The organism is Acididesulfobacillus acetoxydans (assembly GCF_902729405.1).
In the GTDB taxonomy this organism is placed as follows: Bacteria; Bacillota; Desulfitobacteriia; order Desulfitobacteriales; family Desulfitobacteriaceae; genus Acididesulfobacillus; species Acididesulfobacillus acetoxydans.
In genome coordinates, this window is record NZ_LR746496.1 from 2195850 (window position 1) to 2217426 (window position 21577).

18 protein-coding genes are annotated in these 21577 nt (G+C 49.2%); 10 read left to right on the plus strand and 8 right to left on the minus strand.

All coding sequences use genetic code 11. The features are described from left to right. Positions 1 to 228 precede the first annotated feature (228 nt). From MNU25_RS09730 to MNU25_RS09750, 5 genes are all read right to left on the minus strand, one after another. On the minus strand, positions 229 to 585 hold the full coding sequence (locus MNU25_RS09730) for an SMR family transporter (RefSeq protein ID WP_240984885.1): 357 nt from the start codon (positions 583 to 585) through the stop codon (positions 229 to 231). A gap of 17 nt (positions 586 to 602) precedes the next feature. Beyond that, positions 603 to 1874, minus strand: coding sequence for a glycosyltransferase family 39 protein (locus MNU25_RS09735; protein WP_240984886.1), 1272 nt, complete (start codon positions 1872 to 1874; stop codon positions 603 to 605). A 125-nt stretch (positions 1875 to 1999) separates the two neighbouring features. Next, positions 2000 to 2827: a decaprenyl-phosphate phosphoribosyltransferase gene (locus MNU25_RS09740; protein WP_306425096.1), complete on the minus strand. Its 828-nt coding sequence runs from the start codon at positions 2825 to 2827 to the stop codon at positions 2000 to 2002. Next, positions 2748 to 4466, minus strand: coding sequence for an IS1634 family transposase (locus MNU25_RS09745; RefSeq protein WP_240984471.1), 1719 nt, complete (start codon positions 4464 to 4466; stop codon positions 2748 to 2750). The genes MNU25_RS09740 and MNU25_RS09745 overlap by 80 nt, the downstream gene beginning before the upstream one ends. 639 nt (positions 4467 to 5105) lie before the next feature. Further along, on the minus strand, positions 5106 to 5480 hold the full coding sequence (locus MNU25_RS09750) for a hypothetical protein (RefSeq protein ID WP_240984888.1): 375 nt from the start codon (positions 5478 to 5480) through the stop codon (positions 5106 to 5108). Between the two features lie 397 nt (positions 5481 to 5877). Between MNU25_RS09750 and MNU25_RS09755 the strand changes: the two genes are divergently transcribed. The 6 genes from MNU25_RS09755 to MNU25_RS09770 all read left to right on the plus strand — a co-directional run bounded on the left by MNU25_RS09755 (position 5878) and on the right by MNU25_RS09770 (position 8435). Further along, complete coding sequence (locus tag MNU25_RS09755) at positions 5878 to 6336, plus strand: plasmid pRiA4b ORF-3 family protein (RefSeq protein WP_240984889.1); 459 nt, start codon at positions 5878 to 5880, stop codon at positions 6334 to 6336. Positions 6337 to 6371: 35 nt separating this feature from the next. Beyond that, positions 6372 to 6515 carry a ribonuclease toxin HepT-like protein gene (locus MNU25_RS20305; RefSeq protein ID WP_338077748.1) on the plus strand — a complete coding sequence of 48 codons (144 nt, stop codon included), beginning with the start codon at positions 6372 to 6374 and terminating at the stop codon, positions 6513 to 6515. A 3-nt stretch (positions 6516 to 6518) separates the two neighbouring features. Next, a complete protein-coding gene (locus MNU25_RS09760; protein WP_240984890.1) occupies positions 6519 to 6746 on the plus strand; it encodes a hypothetical protein in 228 nt (75 codons plus the stop codon). Beyond that, complete coding sequence (locus MNU25_RS09765) at positions 6743 to 7945, plus strand: nitroreductase family protein (protein ID WP_240984891.1); 1203 nt, start codon at positions 6743 to 6745, stop codon at positions 7943 to 7945. Before MNU25_RS09760 ends, MNU25_RS09765 begins: the two co-directional genes overlap by 4 nt. 111 nt (positions 7946 to 8056) lie before the next feature. Continuing rightward, the gene (locus MNU25_RS20500; RefSeq protein ID WP_372503588.1) at positions 8057 to 8170 is read left to right on the plus strand and encodes a DUF6922 domain-containing protein; all 114 of its coding nucleotides are present in this window, start codon (positions 8057 to 8059) and stop codon (positions 8168 to 8170) included. A gap of 10 nt (positions 8171 to 8180) precedes the next feature. Then, positions 8181 to 8435: a nucleotidyl transferase AbiEii/AbiGii toxin family protein gene (locus tag MNU25_RS09770; RefSeq protein ID WP_240984892.1), complete on the plus strand. Its 255-nt coding sequence runs from the start codon at positions 8181 to 8183 to the stop codon at positions 8433 to 8435. A gap of 207 nt (positions 8436 to 8642) precedes the next feature. Here MNU25_RS09770 and MNU25_RS09775 read toward each other — a convergent pair whose 3' ends face one another. Further along, a complete protein-coding gene (locus MNU25_RS09775) occupies positions 8643 to 9854 on the minus strand; it encodes an IS256 family transposase (protein WP_240984366.1) in 1212 nt (403 codons plus the stop codon). Between the two features lie 444 nt (positions 9855 to 10298). On the opposite strand from MNU25_RS09775, the gene MNU25_RS09780 reads away from it, so the two are divergent. Next, positions 10299 to 11069, plus strand: a complete 771-nt coding sequence (locus tag MNU25_RS09780) for a MerR family transcriptional regulator (RefSeq protein ID WP_240984893.1) — start codon at positions 10299 to 10301, stop codon at positions 11067 to 11069. Positions 11070 to 11564: 495 nt separating this feature from the next. Here the strand turns inward: MNU25_RS09780 and MNU25_RS09790 are convergent, their stop codons facing one another. After that, positions 11565 to 12944 carry a DUF6179 domain-containing protein gene (locus MNU25_RS09790; RefSeq protein ID WP_240984894.1) on the minus strand — a complete coding sequence of 460 codons (1380 nt, stop codon included), beginning with the start codon at positions 12942 to 12944 and terminating at the stop codon, positions 11565 to 11567. Between the two features lie 135 nt (positions 12945 to 13079). Then, positions 13080 to 13586, minus strand: a complete 507-nt coding sequence (locus tag MNU25_RS09795) for a DUF6323 family protein (RefSeq protein ID WP_372503562.1) — start codon at positions 13584 to 13586, stop codon at positions 13080 to 13082. Positions 13587 to 14487: 901 nt separating this feature from the next. On the opposite strand from MNU25_RS09795, the gene MNU25_RS09800 reads away from it, so the two are divergent. Genes MNU25_RS09800 through MNU25_RS09810 form a run of 3 tightly spaced genes read left to right on the plus strand, consistent with a single transcriptional unit; the run spans position 14488 to position 21567 of the window. Further along, a complete protein-coding gene (locus tag MNU25_RS09800; RefSeq protein ID WP_240984895.1) occupies positions 14488 to 16005 on the plus strand; it encodes a TIGR02677 family protein in 1518 nt (505 codons plus the stop codon). Then, entirely contained in the window at positions 16002 to 17213 is a 1212-nt protein-coding gene (locus MNU25_RS09805) for a TIGR02678 family protein (RefSeq protein ID WP_240984896.1), read from the plus strand. Before MNU25_RS09800 ends, MNU25_RS09805 begins: the two co-directional genes overlap by 4 nt. Further along, positions 17197 to 21567, plus strand: coding sequence for a TIGR02680 family protein (locus tag MNU25_RS09810; protein ID WP_240984897.1), 4371 nt, complete (start codon positions 17197 to 17199; stop codon positions 21565 to 21567). Before MNU25_RS09805 ends, MNU25_RS09810 begins: the two co-directional genes overlap by 17 nt. Positions 21568 to 21577: the final 10 nt, after the last annotated feature.

Here is a 21577-nt window from a genome sequence, read left to right on the forward strand (position 1 = left end):
TAAGACGAAGTTGCCCCATATCTGCACCGCTTGGGAATGTGAATAAATCTGCCATTTTTAAAATATCCTCCCTCAATAAATTAAGATTTGCTCGCTAATAGTCGCATTTTCATAGAATCAAACCCCCAATTCTTTCTTTACAGGAATGCTCCTTGTAAAAAATTCGGCGTAAAACATCCGGCCAAATCTACATTTCCTCCGGGGCTGAGTCCGGCGATCCGGTGGAAGTTAGCTTCGGGCCACAAAAACGACTCCCGCAATAATGAGAAGGATGCCAAACAACCTTATTAGATTAATGTTTTCATGAAATAGAAAATATGAAAATATCATAATGAGGACATACCCCAGACTGACCATCGGGTATGCATAACTCAAGGGCACTTTGCTTAAAACTTTAATCCATAGCAAAAAACTTAAGCCATATATAATCACTCCACTCATGATCGGGACATTTTTCAAGATCAATAAGAGCGAGTAGATAATCTTAGAACTTTTAAAGCTAAGATCCAGGTTTTCCGCTCCCAGTTTAACCAGGATTTGGCCTATGGCGCTCAGAATCACGGAAACTATCGTTAGCAAAAGCATAGACTTTAAGTCCTTCCTCAGCTGTTATACCATTCATATTTTATCAGGGAAAACAGGCTCTGCAATCCCACATAAGCAAAATAGAGTAGGATAAAGACAACAGGAAAAGCATACCTCGGTTGGCCTTCCGTTAAGAAATAGACACTGAAGAACATCAAAAAAGTTATTGTGAAATAGGCGGGTAAAAGATTGTCACCCCTATTAGAGTTTTTGAAGCGGTTCTTAGAAACTAAAAGTCTAACGATATATAAGATGCTCGCCAAAGCCATGGTTATTAGGCCGGCACTAAAGAAAAGGCCACGCATGATGGTTGTCAGGGAACTTAATAACTTTTGCACGCGCAGAGGAATCTGAGCCCCATAAAAGCTGATGCGCAGCTCTGATTTAGGGCCGAAGGTTTTCGACAATCTCTTCAAGCCCAAAATCACATATTGTCTGGGGTGGGAAAGAATCCATTTTTCCGCCGCCTGGGTCAGCATATGATTACGCTGCGTTAGGTTGGCCCTTTTATATTCCGGGGTCAGAACCAGAGAATTCTTCACCTTTTCGGCCGGCATCCAACCGCCTGTATGATTCTGTGAGTTGTTATTGATATAGAGGACGATCCCGCCATTATTTGACACATAAGTAAATTCGCCCATTAAGCGGGAATTGCGGTATAACCAAGGAGTGATTGTTACGATACTCACACATAGGATAATTAGGCTGTTTTTCAGGCTTTTTATAAAGTTGTTCTTGCCGGTAACATATTCGGTTAGAAAGACAACCAGAAAAAATACCAGAAAAAACGGCTTAATCAGTGTATCAAGCCCGGCCAGTAATCCTATGAACCAGTACCTATACCGGTATTTCGCAATATATAAATACGTAATCAGGAGGAGAATTGTCGTGAATACGATTTCTGTCGCAACCATACTATTGTAAAAAATCGTGCTCGGAAAGAAAACGAATAGGACAAAAACGATTTTCCGTCCGTATTCCCGGACATTAGCCACTTTAAGAATTTGGTAAAGCAATAGATTGCTTACAACAGTCAGGAAAACATTGAGCCACTTAGCGACCATAATGCTAGACCCGAAAAGCTTGTAGAAAAGCCCCAGAATCATGGAATAGCCCACCGTCGTATAGGTATTACCCCATTGCCCCCCGTTGGCTACATTCATGGCTATGCGCTGGTAATACAAGAAATCAGAAAAGGGTTGAGTGTTGACCAAGAAAATCCAAAGGACACTGAGCATAAAGCCTGCTAAAATAGTGAAACCATAGAAACGTTCGATTCTTTTTACCACATAACCACGTCCCAAATTACCTGTCGAATGTTGCTAACCATACTTAAAGTGTGACTTCGATGATTAAAGTGTTAAGATGTTTATGATTGAAATATCTATGATGGAAGCATTTATGAGGGAAATATTTATGATTGAAATAGCGATGGTTCCAAAATAAAAATAACACTGAGAAGCCATAGTATACACACTGTCACAAGGTGCCAATCTTTGAGTATCAGTTTGGTAGGGTCACAGCCTTCACTGCTGTTTTTGATAATATAGAGAAAGCGAAAGACGCCATAGATGACCAAGGGCACCGTATAAATGAGCGCATCTGTACCATGCAACTTCACGGTAGCAAAATTGACCGTATACAGGCTGTAGGTAATGATAACACCCCCAGCCGTAATTCCCATCATCTGTTCCAACAAGCTCTCGCTGTAACTTTCCAAAACAGCCCGGTGACTTGAGGCCCGATCCGCTAATTCTTTCAACTCAGCCTTTCGTTTGCCAAAGCCGATAAATAGGGTGAGCATTAAGCCGCAGAGCAGCAACCAATGTGAGGGTTCTATGCCAACCCCTAAGGTACCCGCCAGAATGCGCAGCATGAATCCGCTCGCCAACAGAAAGACATCTAGGATCACAACGTTTTTCAGATACTTGGAGTAAGCGATGTTTTGCACAAAATAGAGGATTAGAAGGAGCAGGGCACTCAGAGAAATAAAATAGCCCATCGTTAAGCCGGCAAAACAAAGGACGGTTGTCAAGACGATGGCCAGCCAGGGAGATACGAGGCCTGCGGCTAAAGGCCTGTTTCTTTTCTTGGGATGCAACCGGTCTTTATGCCGGTCAAACCAATCATTTAAAATCCTAAAATCCCGTCGATAATTATACCTACACGGGTTCTTTAACATTAAACGCTTTGTAGATAGTGCTTTGATTTTTAGTAAGCGGGAACAGGATTCGTGTTCCATTTACTACTTGGATGCGTAATTTAGATAAGGTGATGAGCAATTTCTTCATGGTCATCTTTTTGTAAAGATCCTTTTCCAGCATGACCTTGTGGATATGTGCGGCAAGTATGAGTGCGATAAAACCAATGAAGATCTTGTTCTGCATAATACCGTCCTTATGTACCCTTAATCTTCCAAGGTCTAGACTATTTTTTAAGCGAAGGAAGCCCTTTTCCACAACATCTTTTTCCCGGTATATTCGGAGAGCTGCTTTAGCGTTGGCCACATCATTCGTTATGAGGATCATCCAACCGGCTGTCTCCAGCTCCTGTCTGATGGCCTCCTCTTTAATGCTGACGGTATAGCCTGAGGGAGATTTCTCCGAGTTGCGGATGAGAAGGTATTTGCTATATTCTTCTTCCTGCAGGTGAGCTGCAGGATGGGCCTCTGCCCGTTCTTTCAGAAGTGCGACATGCGCATAAAGGTTCTCGCGAAGCTTCATCGCCTTCATGGCGTTATAGTAAACATGCGTATAAATCTTATGGTCTTTGTTCCACGCTCTAAGTTTGGTGACCCCGCGAACAGAATCTTCCCCTAAAACCATTGTGTTCTGAAGGCTGTCAATATCTTTGCGTTCGCTTTCCACCTGCTTTTTCGCAAAGCCGGAGGTGAAGGGAACCGAGATGACGAAGCGTAGTTTGGCCGCATCATTCAACATGGCGTTTACATTTTTGGTACTGAAGAAACCCTTGTCCATCACAATCAGGGTGGGTTTACCTTTCGATAAGGCATTCATTTTGGACAAGGTAGTTTTCAACGTTGAGACATCCTTGAGGCTGCCGCTGTACGCGGTCTGATAGATAGGAAGCCCTGATTTTTCCCCCATCAGCATGCAAAGGTTGATTTGGGGAAGCGCTTCCTTGTCCCGGTTGTATCCCCATTCAACGTCTTCAATCAAGTTAGAATAGGAGGAGACAGAGGTGATGTCGAGGGCAAGGTATTCCTGTTCACTCCGGCACTGGCACCATTCCTGATAAAAAGCCTCTCTTGAGTCTGGGCTTATGGCCGCCAACAATTCACTGATGCGTTGCGACGACATGCTGCCGACCGGAAGGCATTCGGTACTGTTAATCCAATCCTCACAATAAAGAAACGGATCTCCGGAGGAAATAAGGTAACAGGCCAGATTGAATACCTCTTGCCAGTAATTCGGTAAGGCTCTCTCCAGAGCCCTGAGCAATCCAATGCTTTGCGCAATGCTCTGAAAGAGATAAAAGGCTCCATAATCCTTGATGGATGAACGCTGGATCTCCTCAATAGAAAAGGTCATGTTGGTTGCTGGTATTTCAATGGGAGTTCCCTGTTCAGCCATACGGGCCAGGTATTCAGGCTTATACACCGGATTTCCGGTTATGGGATTAATTTTGCCGATAGGGACACGTTTGTTTCTCGGCTTGCCGTCGGCATTGCGAAAAGAAACTGACTCGTAAAGATAAATCTTATCCCCAACCTTTTGCCTAATGATGGAAGTCACGGTAACCCCTCCCCTCGCTTGTAGGTATAAATTATTATACCTACAAGCGAGGGGGAATACAAGGGAAAAACAATAAACTTCAAGAGATTCTGCAACAAACAAGCTTGAAAGCAGGCTATTTTCCAACTAAATTGGCTAAATGAAATCAAAAGTCCTGTAGGTATAATTTTTGCCGGGAATCAAGGTTAAAATGTATACGGAACTGGAAGTCAGGGAAAAGGCCACGGCCAGCTCCACAACACGTAAAAGTAAAGAAGAGTTACCCCAATCCTGGGAAAATAGAAACCCTAAAAAGACAAAGAGGTTTTTAGCCCACTGCCAGGGACGCAATAATTGTATTAAAGCCAGAGGGGAATTTCTCTTCATAAGGGGCACGATTTTTGTTATAATCTTCAACCCGGTTTAGAGGCGATGAGGTTTTCAAATCTCTCGACCTTTCTCAAAAAAATATAATGATGTATTGAACGGAAGTAAGCAAAGACTTTTATCCTAGGAGCAAGCAAAGATCCCATGCCAAGTCATTCCTGTATATCATACCACTCCCGTATCATTATACCAAGACATCTTGACCTAACCAACTACCAACCTAACCAACCTACCGACCTGGCCGGGTCAAGCGGATCTTCGGCATTTTCAAGGTCAGCTAAGGCGGCACATCATTCCGAAGAGTTGATGTGCCGCCTTCTGTTTGGGTCGAGAAGGGGCTCCGTCCTAGGGAAGGAAGCCCACTCCCTTGGGTAGGCGTCCTTTATGTCTTACACCTTCTTATTGCTGAACTTGGACTTGCAGGGTATCTGTATCGGGACCGGAAGGAGAGGCTTCACTGGATTTCTTCTCAACGGGAGATGTTCTCGCTTTCTCGGGAGCCCCATTGTTCCCCTGATGATTTCCCTGTTCCTTATATTGGTAATTGACTTTGTCTGTTTCCGGGGTTTTGCTTTCCGCCGAGGGTTTCTCGGTGTCGGATTTGGCCACTGAGGTGGGAGTTGTCGTTACAGGAGTAGACGGGCTAACCACTGCGGTGGGTGTCGAAACAGGGGTGGGCGTGGCGGCAAAAGCCATGCTGCCGAAAGTGCCAAGACCGGCCAAAGCACCGGCCAAGGCCAGAGTTCCTGTGGCGACGATGAAAGACTTTTTCACGTTGATTTACCTCCTGAATTTTTTGTGGGTTAATTCCTAACCCCAAGGAAAGCATAACCGTAAAAGATTAATCCTTCCTGTAAACAGGACTAAACCTAAATTAAACCTCAGAGTTTGAGAAACCAGCCCATGATAGCCATAGCCTAAGCCCTAAAGTGAGTAAGAGTTTTTCGGGAAGGCTTTCATCCCATTTAGATCCCCTTTTTAAATAATTTTTTGGACGGTTAGATAAATGGTCGGCTGGGGAAGGATTCGCCTGATTGCCGGAGAATTAGAATTTAGGGGATGCTTAGTCCCTTTGTGGAGGCGGTTCGTGAAAGCTTTATGAGCGCAGTGATCCAGCGGCGGAGTGAGCGAATATCCTCCATCCTACTTTTGACAAAAAGGAGAAATTTGCATGTTAAAGGTCAGACGCACACTGGTTCGTAGGACCAAGAAATTTCAAGAAGGCACCTACCTCATCAAAGTATCTTGGCGTAAGGGAGTTTGGCGGAAAATCGAACTGGCGGCTCATCATACCCTTGAGGATTTGCATCAGGCCATTCAACAGGTCTTCGATTTTGATGATGATCACCTGTACAGTTTTTTCATGGATAACAAAAAATGGTCGCATGCAAGTTATTCGTCTCCACTGGATGAGAGTGGCCCTCATGCTGATCAAGTCACACTGGGGGAGTTAGCCCTGGAGCCGGGCCAGAGTTTTCTTTACCTTTTCGATTATGGCGATGAATGGGAGTTTAAACTGAAGGTGGAGGGGATTGATCCCGCTAAACCTTTGCCCTTGAAACCCCGCCTTGTTGCCGAGCGCGGTGCGGCTCCCGAACAATACCCCGACAATGAAGACTGGGATGAATGAGGGACAGTATAAAAAACTGGTTGTCGATATCCAGGATGACAGTTACCATTCCCGGGATTCGTCCAAGAATTATCGCGCCCGTTACAGCCGAGGAATTGGATGCATATCGGCGTTTTCGACACATGTTTCGCCATGCCTATAGATCGGAGTTGACGAGAGAGACAAGAGAGGAGGGATGAGACTTGCCTGTACCGACTGAAGCGCAAACCGAGGGGGTTATTTCTTTTGCTCCGGCTTGTTCCATAGATACAGTTGAGGCCGGGGGTTCTCAACCAGAAAAAGGGGGGCTGCGGATTAGACAGGCCTTGCCGGAGGATTTAGAAGATGTCCTAGGCCTGTACGGTCAGTTGGATTTAAACAAGAGAGAAGTTTTGCCGCCAGCGGTAGCGGCGGAATGGAGGTTAGCATGAAAGAAAATGATGCACAACCAAGCGAGAAATGGCTCAGGGGGCGTATTTCACTGAGGCGTTTTGCCGACTGTCCACTGAAGCCGGAAGACGTGGACTGGATTGTGGAAGGAGCCATGAGGGCCCCCACCGCCGGAAACATGATGCTCTATTCCATGATTTTGATTACGGACCCTGTGAAAAAGCAAGTGTTAAGCGAAACTTGTGATCACCAACCTTTCATCGCCAAGGCCCCCTTAGTCGTTGTCTTCTTAGCGGATTATCAACGGTGGTTTGACTATTATAGGAATTCCGGGGTCGACGCCTACTGCCTGGAGCATGGTCTGGAATTCCGCGGCCCGGATGAAGCAGATCTCTTGCTGGCTTGTTCCGATGCGCTGATTGCTGCTCAGAATGCGGCGATCGCGGCCGAAAGCCGGGGAATCGGTTCCTGCTACATCGGAGACATCATGGAAAACTATGAAAGACATCGGGAACTACTGAACCTCCCCGCTTGGGTCTTCCCTCTCGCGATGCTCTGTTTCGGGTATTATCCCGAGGGAGAGCGTCCGGCTCCCCGGCCGCGTTTTGAGCGGAAATACATTGCCTTTACCGAACAGTATCAACGGTTAAATCCCGAAGAACTTGACGAGATGTTGGCCGGTCGGGCCGCAGCTTTTTCCCCGGCTAACCCCTATGGGGCAGCGAACTACGGTCAATGGATGTACGCCCGGAAAACGGGGGCACAGTTTGCGGCAGAGATGGCCCGGTCGGTGCGTAAAGCCTTGAAGAACTGGAAAGGGGAGCCGATTCCCATGGCTAACCACGCGAACGAGCATGAGTATGAGCATGAGCGGGAGCTTGAGCCGGCTCTGAGCCTAACAAATGTCGGGCAACCCATACAACGGGGAAACGCGAGTCGTTCGTTCCGTCAAGCTGAGGGCTTAACAAATATTGGCGAGCCCGGAGTCAGTGAAGACACGCCTTCTGTGCCTGAGTGGTCGCGCGTGCTCGAAATGATGCGTCAAGAACTTTCGCAGTCAGCCTTTGAAACTTGGATAGCCCCTTTGCGTCCGGTGTATTTGGAGGGCGGACTTTGCCTATATTGCCCAAACCTTTTTCAAAAAGACTGGGTGGAGTCCCGCCACAAACAGAGCCTTGAACGCGCTATCCTTGCCGTCATGCCGGACATTGGCAGGATGATCACTTTTGCAGTGGCATAGGCTCGCAACGATTACGATTGTTGCCCGTGTAATTTGACAGGAGCAGCCTGTAATCCCCAATTTGTGGTATAATAATGTTAGACAGACTACTTTAGACTGGAGAGCGTTAAAGTGATCCCTATCCAAAATCAAGGTCTCTTTTGGGATATTCACGTAGAAGATATCGATCCTATTGAACATAAAAAATGGCTGATCGAGCGAGTTGTGCAATGGGGAACTTTGTGATTCGTATGATTTGTGGAACGGAGTAAGGGTTGCTTCTATCGATGCCATTGTTGCCATGAAGCTTAAGGCCATTGCCGGACGCGGTGAGCGGAAAGATTTCATCGATCTTTATACCATTTGTCAAGAAGGTATGGATTTTGACGAGATGTTACGGGAATTGATAGAAAATACTAACAAGCGAGCCGAGGTTGTAAAAAAACGCTTGCTGGAACTAAAGCAAAAGAAAGCATCAAAAAGCCCTGGGAATGTAAATTATTTTGTGTAAATGGAATCTTTGCTCAAACGATTTTTGGGTTAGAATATAGCTGGCTCTTGCCAATCTGGGAGGGCAGGGCTCTGCTGGAGAGCAACCTGAGCGCCCAGCTGGTTTCTGCCGGAGGAAATGGGAACTGTCTGTTCGAGGTTTCCCTTTCCAACTCCATTTCCTCACGGGCAGAACCAAGGCGATAAACTCCAGGGGCGAAGCCCCTGACTAGAGGGCACCGCTGAGCCGGTCCCCATATTGTATCGCAAACTGTGAGATACATTCTGCCCAATTTTGAACGGGCATAGTCCATTTCTTCGTGATTTCCATGGTTGCCAGGTAAACGATTTTTCGTAGGGCATCATCCGTGGGAAAAGCCGTTTTCGTTTTCGTGATTTTCCGCAGTTGTCGGTGATAGGCTTCCACTGTATTGGTTGTATAAATCAGCCGGCGGATTTCTCGGGGGAAAGCAAAGTAAGTGGTGAGCTCCAGCCAGTTGTTTTCCCAGGAACGAATTACCAATGGAAATTTCTTACCCCATTTTTCTTTGAACATTTCGAAAGCAAATTCGGCTTCATCCAAAGTCGCCGCTTGGTAAACCTGTTTTAAGTCAGCCATCACCGGCTTTCGATCTTTGAAGGAAATATACTTCATGGAGTTGCGAATCTGATGAATCACGCACAGTTGAATCGATGTTCGGGGAAAAACGCTGTTTATGGCCTCTGAGAAGCCTGTCAGCCCGTCTTTGCTGGCAATTAGGATGTCTTCTACGCCCCGATTCTTTAAGTCGTTGCAGACACTGAGCCAGAAGCTGGCAGTTTCACTTTCGCCAATCCAGATTCCGAGAATATCTTTACGGCCTTGTACATCCAGGCCCAAAACAGAGTAAGCGGCTTTGGTGACAATCCGATTATCTTTGCGAACCTTGAAGTGAATCGCGTCCAGAAAGACGATGGGATAGATACGCTCAAGGGGTCTGCATTGCCATTCTGTGACGAGTGGCATGACCTTGTCCGTGATTTTACTGACCAACTCGGCTGAGACATCAATGCCGTAGATATCGCGCATATGGGCTTCAATATCCCGGGTCGACATGCCTTTGGCATACATCGCGATAATCTGTTGTTCGAGTTCACTGGCGTTTTTCTCGTACTTCTTGATGATGTGTGGTTCAAACTCGCCGTTGCGATCCCGGGGAATCGCCAGTTCTGTTTCACCCATACGTGTTTGAATGGTCTTTCTCGAATATCCATTGCGACTGTTGCCTGAATTGTTGCCCTCAACACTGTGTTTTTCATAACCAAGATGGTCGCTCATCTCGGTTTCCAGAATCTCCTGCAGGGTGCGTCTGAAGAGGTCTTTGAGCGTGTTGTGGACGTCTTCGACGGTCTTACAGTCCTTGGCGACTTCACGGGCTAACCGGTCTTTAACATCTTGCATAAATGATCAACTCCTTATTGGTAGTTTTAACCATTTACACAAAACTTCATACGTCCTCAAAGCCCTATAACTTGTGCCCCGCCCGCTATTAAATGGCGGGTTTTGTTTATGCCATAAATCACCAGCACAATTTTCGGAAATTACATGAACCGACATTTCTCAGTTTCAAGGGTCCCTCTACACTGTGAGTGACACCTTTTTCCCCTAACACTTTACGCTAAGACATGTTCCCATGCACACCAGTTCTTCTCTAAACACATCTTGCAATGCTGCTTCATGGCGAAGGCGGACCGAAAATTGATGCGGGGGATAACACATACAAAGAGATAGTGAACTCGTTCAATCAACACAAATTAAGGGTTAATTAATGCAATTTATTTCAAGCCACTTATTGACCTTTACGTTTGGTCATGGTTTATGATGAGTCGTGAAGGAGGTGAGCACGTGACCTACACCATCAACAAGATCGCACAATTCGCCGGTGTCACCCTGAGAACCCTCAGGTTTTACGACAAAATCGGGCTTCTGACACCGTCGGGGCGAACAGAGGCCGGGTACAGGCTCTATTCGGATGAAGACGTTGAGCGACTTCAGCAGGTGCTCTTTTTCCGGGAACTGGACTTTCCCCTGGCCAAGATTGGGGAAATATTGAACGACCCGGATTTTGACCGGAAAGAAGCCTTAAGAAGACAGGCTGACTTTCTGAAAAAAAGAGGCGACAGGTATCTGAAACTAGCACAGCTTGCCAAAGACACATTGTTTAATTTAGAAGGAGGACTGAAAATGACCAACACAGATCTGTTTAACGGCTTTGACTACGACAAAATGGTGGAGGAACAAAAGCGCTACGAACCGGAAGTACAAGAACGCTGGGGGCAGACCGAGGCCTACAGGATATCCAAAGAACGAACCGCCAACTACACGAAAGAAGATTGGGAACGGATCAACAAGATTCAAATGACAAATCTTAAAGAATTACGCGACTTATACACCGCCGGAGTCCCTTATGACGATCTCAGGGTGCAAGTGGTCGTGGAAAAAGCGCATAAGTTCATCCATGACACCTTTTATCCTTGCCCGTTGGATATGTTTAGCGGCCTGGGAAACATGTATGTTGCGGATGCGCGCTTTACGGCTCATTACGAAAAGTTTGCCCCCGGACTGGCGGCCTATTACAATGACGCCATTCAGCATTATTGTATCACCAAGGCCTGAGCAGGGAGAAAAGACAATTTGCGCCCCGCTGATTCCGGCAGAAAAATACCGGAAGCTCTTGCTGGAAAAGAGGTATTTGCTGGTTTATCAGATCAAGGAAAGCACCGTGTATGCAGACGCAGTTGTAGATACCCGCCAGGACTACGGCTGGTTATTGTAGGCAGGATATGCAAATTAATATTGTAGTGATGTTCAACAGGTAATTATCTTCAATGTCGTTGGTAACAATGTGCCAGGACGATTAATCGTTCTGGCACATTGTCTATTGTCTGATACTTAGATTCCCCTGAAAAAGTCCGCATTTTATAACATCCAGCCAACGCCTCCGCTGGTAAACCCTTTATTCATGCGGGTTGGGTTGGATATCTTTGGCCGAAATTTCTTCGAATTAGCAGTTTTTCAGGGGACTCTACTTATACTTGTCAATTTAGAGGAGAAGGGAGAAAGGAGGAGGGAGGAGGGAGGAGTGAATATGAGTAGTATATTTCAAAACACCTATTGATCTTTACGGTTGCCCAAGTCAATGTTTCCGGCCAACTCCCTAATCCGCTCTCTGCGAGACAGATTCATGTCGGCTAAAAAACCTCTCAGCCTCCTTTGCCATTCCTTGGCGTTTTCCGTGATGTGCAGGTCTGTATCTGTGTCGTATGTGGGGAGTTTTCTTGCGAGGAGGGCAAGTTCCATATCCCCAAGTGTCTGAAAAATCCCGGCAAATTCCTCGTCAAAGATGCAATACCCTTCGAGAAGATCCACTAAATCAACGAGGCTGTGAAGTTCATTTTGGATGATAGTGATTTTAGCGGACAGGTCTCTGCATTCCCTGATCTCATCCAGAATACCGCGAAATGCGTCATCGCTCAATTTCACACCGTCTTCAAATTGGACGAGATTTTGGACGGGGGCTTCCCGGAAAGGAATAAAGACGGATGCCAACTGCCGGGTTTCCAGAGCAAGCCGGATTCGCGGCGACAAGCCCGCGGCCGTCGTCGCTATGTGCTCTTGCAGGAAGCGGTCGGAAATTTTCAGCTGTTGGCAGAGCTCGCGTGCCGCCTCGTGCAACAAGTCATCCAGTGGGGCTTTGGTTTGATGACTGCTGAGTTTTTGCCGCAAATACAGGCTATCTGACGGCTCCAGCTTCAGGGAAAAAGGACTTTTGCGGGCCAATAGGGAACCTATGGCATTGGTTAATACCAGCCCGAAAATATTCACCAGCAGGTCTTGATAATGTTCGCTGTAGCCGTTCAATAAACGCAGGATCTCCTGAGGGGGAAAGAGAAGGCAAAACTGATTTTCCCGGAAGAGCTTTTGCACGTAACTGTGGATATACTCGACGCCAACCAAATCCATAGGATCATGGCTCAAGGGATAATCAATGGATCCGGGGGTATCGTGGGCGGCGAAATCCAGGTCGTAGGCCGAGAAAAAACCCGGTAAGCCCTCTTGAACCGTGTCATTATAAGCAACATGATCCGTGACAAAACCATCATTTTGAATGGCACTGAGCAGTTCCCGGGCCCGGTTCAACTGTTCCCGCGCCATTTGCTTGCCGCTGCGGTAGAGATCCGCCAGAGTTTTTTCTTGCAACGCCTCGATAGCCAGGTCGGGATCCGGCAGACTCTTTAAATAAATTCCGATAGAATAAAAGATCGAGGACATGAGACCCTGTGCCGTTTCCACTTTGACGGAACTGCTTTCCCCACCCGTGTAGCGCTCCGTTTGTTTAGACAAGAGTTGGAGGCTTTGCAACTGAATCTTTTCAAATTGCGAAGCGCTCAACAAGCCGAGACGATGACTTTCCTGCAAAAGGGATGGCAAAAAGGAAGCTTCGCTTAAATCTTTCCTTTGTATTAAATTTCGCCGGCTCAAAATATTCATCGAGATTCTCCTCTCCCCAAATGACCTTCAAAACCCACTTCTATGGCATTTGTCCATCCGGGTCTTTCTTTACCGAACTTGGCGGCTAAAGGTTTCTGCGCGCAAACCCGCTATTGACCTTCTTCTCCGTCCAGCTTACTCATCAAAATTTGCCTCTCTGAAGAATTTCCTGAAGTCTTCATGAATGTCATCGATCTCTTGATAAGCGTCCAGGCCATAGCGGATATTCCGGGCCAGAGCTTCTAAGTCCCGGTTTTGCAGAAGTTCAAGCGAACCTTGGCAATTTTCGTCAAAATGCTTCTTCATAAACGTGATTAACTCGTCATCACCTATTTCGTCCAATGTCTCGTTCTTGAAGTAGTAAAAAGTTTCGATCAAATCGCTTAATGTACTGACATAGTTGAATGGGGACAGGAAAGGCGAGTCACAAAAGTTCATAATCAGCTTATTGATAATGCCCCCGGCGAATTCGATGCGCCCCTGGTTGCTCAAGGCCCCGGCGCGCGTTTGAATGAGCTCCCGCGCCTCGCTTTCGGAAAGAATGAGTCCATAACGTGACGTCACTTCGTTGCACTTTATAACCTCATTGATAGCCAGTTTGTTCATGATGGGAATGGGAATTAACATAAAATCATCCATCATGTTCGCATACCCTCCCGATGTTCACTCTTTTTTCTCTGCTAAAGTACTGAAGGTATTGACAAAAGAAACATCATGTGATAAGCTATAGTAGGATTAATGCAAATGTGGTCATTTGCGGTCTCAAACTTTAGTGTATCATGGATCTTTTTTGTAGTCAACGGGATGTTTCGTTATGGTTATAACCATGGATTAGGAAAAACGGTCGGTCATGAGAGTAATCTTGTGGTCGTTTTTCGTTTTTGCGGAGCGGAATATAATGGATTCAAGAAAATTGGCGGGGTAAGGGAGCTGATGGCAAGTGCTTGGCAGGGTATAAAAGACAGGGTATGATAATACAAGAAGTTCAAGCGCTGCTGCGCAAGGATTAGAAAAGACGTTAAAGGACGGGTAAGGAGTGAAACGATGCCTGCAGGATCGAGCCAGACTTTTTTTTCAAGTCAAAGAATCGGCAGAATTAATGACCTTCCTATTAGCCGCGCAGATTGCTTGAATGATATTGATGATTACGGGAGGCGCATGGCTCTCCGTTCAGAACACCCGGCAAGGGGTAGATCCCTTGTTTTCTAGGAGTTTGCGCAGCTTTTCCGGTTGCGAGCGGCACAAAACACGACCTCTGAAAAATAATTCAACCTTCACGTTTTTCGACAAGAATCCGCGAATTTCCTGTCAAATTAAGGACGGGAGGCCTTTGCTGCTTCTGTAAGAATGACCAAGAGGCTTAGCCGCTTGGTCCTGGCTTGAGGCATTGGGAGATTCAGAGCGAATGCTTCGTCTGGGCAAGTTGTCGGGTGCACAGAAGTGACAGAAATCGTCAAAAAAGGTATAATGGCGGCAAGAGACAGGCGAGTGCTTGTGGCGGCGCCGGGGAAGCAGTTTGGAACTTGAAAGGACGACGGGTCGGATGGACGAGCGGGTACTTAAACCCATACAGGAAGCGACTTATTTGACAGTCGGGAACGCTTGGCGTTATCGCTCGATTTTGCGCTATTGTTATCGCCAGCATGAAAGGTTGCAGCATTACCTGCTTCTGGAAACGATTTATTCCCACCTGAAAACGAGCCCTTATTTTGACGATTACAGCGAGGAGATGCTGCAGCAGGATCTTAATCAACTCGTGGCTTGGCAGAACCTGATTCCCCGCCAGGAGACAGGCCGTGTCGGAACGATTGAAGAGTTCAAAAAAAGGCAGTACCGTTATCAGCTGACGCCCTACACTATTGAAATAGAGCGTATGGTTACCGGGCTGGAAAACCTGGGTGAGGGCTTCGGCGGTTCTTTGGAACGCACCCTCTTCGACCGCCTCTTGCAGGGGCTGATACGCTTGAGCGGGCAGGCGGAACGGGCCTCAGGCTATACTATTTTTGCGGAAAGTGACGAGGATATCCACCTCGCTTGGCAGGATCTGTATCAGGACTTTCGCAAGCTTACGGAAAACGCGACGGATTATCTTGCCCATCTTCAGAGTGAAAAAGTAGAAGAGAAGATGATGACCGAGGCTTTCTTGGTTTATAAGGAAGCCATAACCGAGTATTTGCGTAATTTCATGCAAAGCCTGCAGCGCACGGCTTTTCGCATTGAAGGAATTCTGAAGGATACCCCGCCTTCTTTTGGTTTAGAACTGGCTGAGCGTCTAACGAACTACGAGCTTTCCATTCCCCGGTTGGATCTTACCCCTGAGCCGGCAGTATTGAAGGAGAGATTTTTGGCGGAATGGGAAAGTCTTAAGGTATGGTTTACGGGGGATGCTACGCGCGAAAGCGATCTGCTCTATCTTCAGAATGCCACGAATGACGCGGTCCGCCGGCTCACCCGTTTCGCCCAGCGTCTGGGGGAAAATCATCACCATATTCGCAGTCGCCGGACGGACTATTTGCATTTAGCGCACTGGTTTGCGGGTCTTAAACATCTGGAGGAGGCCCACGAACTCTCCGCTTGTGTTTTTGGTGTTTTTCATACCCGGCAGCTGTTGGTGACCAGGCCCAAAGAGACGGAGAGCTTTGAGCAAGAGGTTTGGGATGTGGCTCCCGTGCACTTGACCATCCGACCTAAAATTCGCAGTTACCATGAAAGGACGAAGGCTTCGGCCGTGCAAAATCGCATGCGGGAAAAGAAGGCGGCTTGCGAGGCCTATCTTAAAGAAAAAGAAGCTGAAGATCGTCTGCTGCGCAGCCTGATGAGCCAGGAACGCATTGTGATCAGGGATTTGCCGGTGGTCAACCCCGCCGTGCGCAAAGCGATCCTGTATTGGATTACGAAATGCATGGCCAATCCCGAACACAAGGGGAAGACCGATGCCGGGGAGGTTTTTCGGTTGCACCTGGCCAGTTCACGCCGGATTCGCCTGCAAGCGGACGACGGTAGCCTGGAGATGCCGGACTACGTGTTAGAGTTTGAAAGCGCACTGGAGGCGGCCAGATGAGCGACAGGGAGTTCGATGAGACGGCTCGGGTCGGTTTAAAGGCATTGCTGGAGAACTTTTGGATCATTCGGGAAGAAGACCCGGAAACCTACCAACTCATCCGTGACCGGGAAAAAACTTTGCGGCAATACGTACTGGACAAGCTGGGCTATCATTTGATTGTCCACCGCCATTTTGCCAAACTGGAAAAGATCCCGGCTCGGCCGGAGGCCTGGATGGGGATTGAAACCTTCCAGCGGCCGTTGGATTATGCCATTTTGGCCTGTGTCCTGGCTTATCTGGAAAATAAAAGCGTAGATGAACAGTTCTTGCTCAGTGATCTTTGCTCGGAACTGGTGGCACTCTTTCCGGTGTCGGAGGGAGAACCGGGCTTGGACTGGCGCCACTATGAGCAACGCAAGTCCCTGGTGCGTGTATTGCAGTTTATGGACAGTCAGGGCCTGCTGAGGGTGGTGGACGGAGAAACAGGGGCTTTCAACCAGAGCGAAGAATCCGAAGTGCTCTATGAAGCAACCGTGATGGCGCGCTACTTTATGCGTTCCTATCCCAAGGATCTTTTCCGGTTTCAGTCCAAAGAAGAACTCCTGGCGGCAGACCTGGAGGAAGGCGACGATGAAAGCGGGAGTTCCCGACGCCGCAATCGCGTCTACCGCCAGTTGCTCCTCTCTCCGGCGATGTACCGCGAAGAGATGGAGGAAGGGGATTTTCTTTATTTGCGCAACTTCCGCCGTCGCTTGCTGGAGGACATTGAATTCCACACCGGCCGGCAGCTCGAACTTTACCGGCATACGGCCATGGTGGTGGCTCCGGAGTATGATCATGCACTCACTTTGTTCCCGGATCAAAAAGGGATTACAGATCTAATCTTACAGTGGTCCGGCGAGTTGCGCCGGCGCTGGGATGATTTGAGCTTTGCCCGCGATGCGGAAGGATGCCCCGTACTTACGCCTTTCGAATTCGAGCAAGAAGTCAGAGCACTCAAAACGCGCTACAGCGCGGGCTGGAGCAAAAAGTACCGGGAAGGGTTGATTCAAGAGATCGCCCGCGAGCTTTTAACCACGATGAGAGACTGGAAAATGGCTGAGCGTGAAAAAGAGACCGGGCGCATCCGCCTCCGCCCGGCTCTTCTCCGTTTGGAAGGGGAATATCCGGAGGATTTCAGGGCAGAAGAGATGGCAAGAGGGAGCGGAGGTGAGTCTGTTGACTGAGCGTTGGCATGCCAACCGGGCGGGACTGTTTAATTTTTGGTATTATGATGAGGATGTCTTCGAGTTTTCCGGGGGTAAACTTCTCCTCCGCGGTTCCAATGGTTCCGGAAAGTCCGTCACTATGCAAAGCCTGATTCCGGTCTTGCTGGACGGGCGCAAAAGCCCGGACCGCTTGGATCCTTTTGGCTCCCGCGCTCGTCGGATGGAGGATTATCTTCTGGGCGAGCATGAGGTTTTGGATCTTGACGAGCGGACAGGCTATCTCTACTTGGAGTTTAAGCGGGGCAAGAACCAGTATCTGACGATAGGGATGGGACTGAAAGCGAAACGCCAGACACGTCTCGATTTTTGGGGATTTGTCCTTTGGGATAACCGCAGGATCGGACGTGATCTGTTGCTCTATAAAACAGAGGCCAATGCGGCCGGGGGGCAGGAGAAAATTCCAATTGGCCGGAAGGAACTGGAGAACCGCCTGGGCGAGGGTGGTAAAGTGGTGCGCACTCAGGAAGAATACATGAGCTTAGTCAATCGCTACCTCTTCGGTTTTAAATCCTTGGAGGAGTTTAACGACCTCATGAAACTCCTCATTCAAGTGCGCAGCCCGAAACTTTCCAAGGATTTTCGTCCCACAGTCATTTATGAGATTCTCAATGAGTCTTTGCCGGCGCTTGCCGACGAAGAATTGCGCCCCCTATCCGAGACAATCGAGAATATGGACCAGACGAAGAGCCAGCTCGATCAGTTGGTGCGGGAAGAGAGCGCAGTCGGGCGTTTGGGGAAAGTCTACACCGCATACAATCAGAAAGTTCGCTGGGAGAAAGCGCAGGGACTGGTTCAAGCCGGCCGCTGGCAGGGGGAATCCGTACGCAAGCTGGCAGAGGAGCAAAACGCCCACGCTCAAGGGGAAGCGGATCTTAGCCGGATAGCCCGGGAAGAACGGGAACTCAAAGAGGAAAAAGAGGTACTGGAACGGGAGGAAGAGGCCCTCAAAAAGCACGACGTCTTCAAAGCAGAGGAAGAAAAAACGGAGCTTGAGGCGAAGCTGCGGGAAGTTCAAGCCGAAACCGATAAGAAAACACATCAACTGGAAGCTAAGCAGAAAAAAGAGCACGAACTTCAAGAGAGTATCCAAGGGACGGAAGGAAAGCTGGACAAAGCGGAGGCTGCGCTGGGTAAGAACCTGGATGAGATGGACGACTTGGGTGAGGCAACCGCTTTTCTTAACCACGAAGTGGCCGCTTCGGAATTCCGCGCTGCGCAAGGGAGCTTTTCTTTTGCTCTCTGGCATAAAGAAGCGAAGGATTATGCCGACAAGATCGAAGCGGCTTTAGAGGCATTTCGCTCGGAGGGCAGAGCGAAAGAGAAGCATGCGGAGGCGGACCGGGAGCTGGGCGAGGCGCGCCTGGTCTGGGACAATACCCGGCATGCAGAGCAAAAGTGTGCGGAAGGGTTGACCGAGGAACGCAAGAACTGGCTGAACGCGTTTTTTGCTTGGCAAGAGGGCAATCAGGAACTAAAGCTTCAAGATGTGATTATGCAGACGGTGGCCGGGCGTATCTGGCACTGCCCGGAAGAGAGCGGTTGGGAAAGCCTGAAAGAGCCGGTGGCCGAGGCAAAGGAAGCAATCCGGCAAAGTTTGGGAACGGAACTCGTGCGGCAAAAACACGCTTTGGAGCAAAAGGGGGAGGAAATTGCCGGGGTCAGTGCCGAACTGGAGGGCTGGCGCCGGAAAAAAGAGCCTGAACCCCCGCGTCACCCGGCGACGGAGGAGGCCCGCCGTCTCCTGGCCAAAGAAAAGGTGCCTTTTGTTCCTTTCTATGCCGGAGTGGAATTCCGAGAACAAGTGACACCGGAAACGCGTGAACGACTGGAAGCCGCCCTGACAGAAGCCGGGATTTTGGATGCTCTGATTGTACCTTCCGCTGCGCTGAGCGTGGCAGGGGCTCTGTCGCAAGGCGGAGCGGAGGGGCAGGGTGCTTTCCCGGAAAATGATCGCATTCTGCGCCCCGTGCCTCAGGTATTAGCCCACACCCTGGCGGATTACCTTTACCCAACACCGGTTGAAGGCCAGGGAGTTGGGGCGGAGGCGATCGATGAAGTGCTCCGTTCCGTCTTTGTCGGGGACACTCCGGAAACCCCGGGGGAAACCGGCGTCTCCCTCCGGGGCGGTTACCGTATAGGGCTTGTGGAGGGGCAGGCGCCGGCGAGAGAGGGTTCGATCTACATCGGTAAAGAAGCGCGCTCGCGTTACCGCCGGCAGGAAATAGAGCGGCTGGAGAGAGAACTGGCTCGTCTGGGGGAGGAGAAGGCGGGTCTGCTGGCGGAAAAGGAGTACCTGGAACAGCGGCTGCGGCAAGTGGAAGAAGAGTATCGGGGCTTTCCGGCGGAACGAGGGCTGCGGCAAGCTTATGATCGATTAGACGTTGCCCGGCGGGACGTACGACAGAGCGAAAAGGAGGTTGCCAAAAAGGACCTGCGTTTGAAAGAAGCGCTTACGGCTTGGGAAACCGCCAAAGCCGTCTTGCGCGAACAGACGCGGCTGATTACGCTTCCTTTGCGCCAAGAGGCCTACGAGAGCGCGCACCTGGACTTTAAAGCTTACCGCGAACTGCTGCGGCAGATTGAATTAGGATATCAGCAGGTGCTAAGCGACCGCTCGGCTTTGCAACTGTACCGGGAGAATTTGGATGATGTGTCTTTCGAAGTCGATGAGCTCAAAGGAGAGATCTACTCTTTGGACGGCAAGGCGAGTCTCATGAACAAGGAACTCGCCGCCGTGGCAAGACGCTTGCAGGACTTGGGGGCGGAGGAGATCCGTGCCCGTGTTGCCGAAGTGATCAAGCGTCTGCATGAGTTGCCTTCTATCCTGGAAGCTAACCGCGAGAGTTACCATGCGCTCAAAAGTGAACAGTCATTGCGCCTGGCCAGGATCGAACGACTGGAAAAGGATGGGCAAAAAGCCCAACTTTTGGCCCAAGCGTGGGCAGGGGTATTCAAAGAGGAAGAAATATTGCAGCAGGCCTTTCAGCCGAGACAAGAGGGAGTCCGTGGGAAAGTCTCGGATGGACTCCGTGAGAAGGAGCCGGATGAAATCCGCGGGCGTGTTCCTCTTGATGAAACCGAAGTTGGGGACGAAGTCGGAGTACCGGTTGGAGTTCGGGACCAAGTCTCGGGCGAGGTTCCCGGCGTGGTTCCGGATGAGATTCCGGATGAAATATCCCTGTTGCTCAAACGGGCGAGCAGGGTACTCAGCCGGGTCCGCGCGGAAAAAGCCGGCTCAAACCTTGACCGGGAAACTTTACATGGGCGCTTGCAGCAGGCAGTCTTTCAGGAAATGGGCGGTCTGATGGAATACCGGCTGGCACAACAGAGCGTGGGGGAGTTGCCGGATTCCTTGGTTCCCAGGTTCGCAGAGAGCGACCAGGACAGCCTTTGGCTCAGCCGCTGGGAGGACCTCAGAAACAAGGCCCACCGCACACAGTTGGTACTGGAATATGACGGCAAAAAGGTCAGCCCGTACTACGTGCTGGCACGTATGGCCCAGGAAATCTCTCTACAGGAGCAGATTCTCAGTGAAAGGGACCGCGAACTCTATGAAGAGATCATTATGAACAGCGTGGGGCGCATCATCCGGGCCCGCATCGAGCGGGCGGAGCACTGGGTGGAGGTTATGAACAGCCTGATGGGAGAGCGGGACACTTCCAGCGGGCTGAAACTGGGAATCCGTTGGAAAGCTCGCACGGCTGAGCATGAGGACGAACTGGATACGAAGGACCTGGTGGATCTATTGAAGGCGGACCCACGCCTGTTGAAAGAAGACGACATGAACCGGATTACGACCCATTTCCGGCAGAAGATCGAGCGGGCGAAAGAAGCCCTGGAGCAAAAGGGATTTGGTGAAAGCCTGCATCAAGTCATCAAAGAAATGCTTGATTACCGCAAGTGGTTTGCGTTTTCCCTTTTGTACCGCAAAGATGCCGGCATTTGGAAAGAATTGACGGATCGAGCTTTTTATACTTTCAGCGGCGGGGAGAAAGCGATGGCTATGTATATTCCTCTTTTCTCCGCAGCCTACTCCCGCTATTCGGACGCCCGGCCCGACGCTCCCCGCCTAATCTCCTTGGATGAAGCTTTTGCGGGGGTGGATGAAAATAACGTGCGGGATATGTTTGACCTGGTGGAGAAGCTTGGCTTCGACTATATCATGAATTCGCAGGCTCTTTGGGGAGATTACGATACCGTTTCCCGGCTCTCGGTCGTGGAATTGGTGCGCCCCAAAAATGCCTCTTTTGTCACCCTGATTCGTTACCTATGGGACGGCAAAGTCCGTCACCTGGTGACCGGGGAAGCATAATTCTTTAGGG